We start from the raw sequence: 1,726 nt of genomic DNA, 5'->3' as shown, positions 1-1,726 counted from the left end.
TTATCAAATCTATAGATAGATACGAGGGAGCTGGATTTAACGGATGTTAAGGTTTATAAAAATAGCACCCAAACTATGTTAATATGAAAAAAATAGTGGTTTTAACCGGTGCCGGGGTGAGTGCCGAAAGTGGAATTAAAACGTTCCGGGATGCCGATGGCCTTTGGGAAGGCCACGATGTTATGGAAATTGCATCGCCTATTGGTTGGGAAAAAGATCAAAAAAGGGTTTTAGAGTTTTATAATCAACGTCGCCGGCAATTATTAACGGTAGACCCTAATGCTGCGCATACTGCACTGGCTGAACTTGAAAAAGAATTTGACGTAGAAATAATTACTCAAAACATAGACGATCTTCACGAAAGGGCCGGCAGTACAAAAGTTACCCATTTGCACGGCGAGCTATTGAAAGCCAGAAGCACTTTTAATGAAAATCTTGTACTAGATTGGAAACAGGATATTAACCCCGGAGATTTCTGCGAATTTAAATATCAGCTTAGGCCCCACGTTGTTTGGTTTGGAGAAGCGGTGCCTATGTTTGAGAAAGCTATGGAAATTGTAGCTGAAGCCGAAATACTTATGATTATAGGAACCTCAATGCAGGTCTACCCGGCAGCAGGCCTGGTAGATTTTGCGCCCGAAGGAATTCCCATTTATTTTATAGACCCGAAACCTAATATTCAGGAAAAAGGGAATCTTCATATTATTGCAGAAAAAGCTTCCATTGGCGTTCCTCAGCTGGTAAAGGAATTAAAGAATTCAGCATAAAATTTCCTACTATTCATAGAAAAAGAAATGCTACAGCGGTTTTAAAGATTATTTGGAAGCAGTATATTTACGGCTTTTAATTTCTAAATCAAATACATGACACCGCTAACCGCCATTTCTCCAATAGATGGAAGATATCATTCCAAAACCAAACAGCTCTCGCAGTATTTTAGCGAAGAAGCCTTAATAAAATATCGTGTAAAGGTTGAAGTTGAATATTTTATTGCGCTTTGCGAATTACCGCTACCCCAGCTTAAAGATGTAGATCATTCGGTTTTTAGTGATTTGCGCGCCATTTATGAAAACTTCACTACGATTGATGCTCAGGCAGTAAAAGAGATTGAAAAAACTACCAATCACGATGTTAAGGCGGTAGAATATCTTATAAAAAACAAGTTTGATGAATTAGGCCTGGAAGCTTATAAAGAATTTATTCATTTTGGATTAACTTCACAGGACATCAATAATACAGCGGTTCCATTAAGTTTAAAAGATGCAATTGAAGCCGAGTATATTCCTGAAATAGAACAAATAATTTCTAAACTCACGCAGCTTTCCCAGGATTGGGCAAATGTCCCTTTATTGGCAAGAACTCACGGGCAACCGGCTTCCCCTACTCGTTTAGGTAAAGAAATAGAAGTTTTTATCACGCGTTTAGAAGCTCAATTAGATCTTTTAAATAAAGTTCCACACGCCGCCAAATTTGGCGGAGCCACTGGTAACTTTAACGCTCATAAAGTGGCTTACCCAAATACCGACTGGAAAGAATTTGGAACTAATTTTGTCCAGGAAAAATTAGGGTTACACCATTCTTTCCCAACCACACAAATTGAGCATTACGACCATATGGCTGGGCTGTTTGATGGCTTAAAAAGAATAAACACCATTTTAATAGATTTAGATCGCGATATCTGGACCTATGTTTCTATGGATTATTTTAAGCAGAAAATTAAAAAAGG

2 protein-coding genes are annotated in these 1,726 nt (G+C 38.2%); both read left to right on the top strand.

Annotated features, from left to right (window positions below; translation table 11 throughout):
- The first annotated feature begins 83 nt into the window (after window positions 1–83).
- Window positions 84–767, top strand: coding sequence for an NAD-dependent deacylase (locus tag AACZ30_RS13895; protein WP_286761051.1), 684 nt, complete (start codon window positions 84–86; stop codon window positions 765–767).
- Between the two features lie 96 nt (window positions 768–863).
- Window positions 864–1,726 (top strand): lyase family protein (locus AACZ30_RS13890; protein ID WP_339650117.1); only part of this gene is annotated, 863 nt, incomplete at its 3' end.

The organism is uncultured Salegentibacter sp. (genome assembly GCF_963972535.1).
In the GTDB taxonomy this organism is placed as follows: domain Bacteria; phylum Bacteroidota; class Bacteroidia; order Flavobacteriales; family Flavobacteriaceae; genus Salegentibacter.
This window is presented reverse-complemented; position numbering and strand designations above follow the sequence as displayed.

Coding starts and splice junctions, on each gene's coding strand:
- AACZ30_RS13895 (WP_286761051.1), top strand. CDS start 84: ATGAAAAAAATAGTGGTTTTAACCGGTGCCGGGGTGAGTGCCGAAAGT.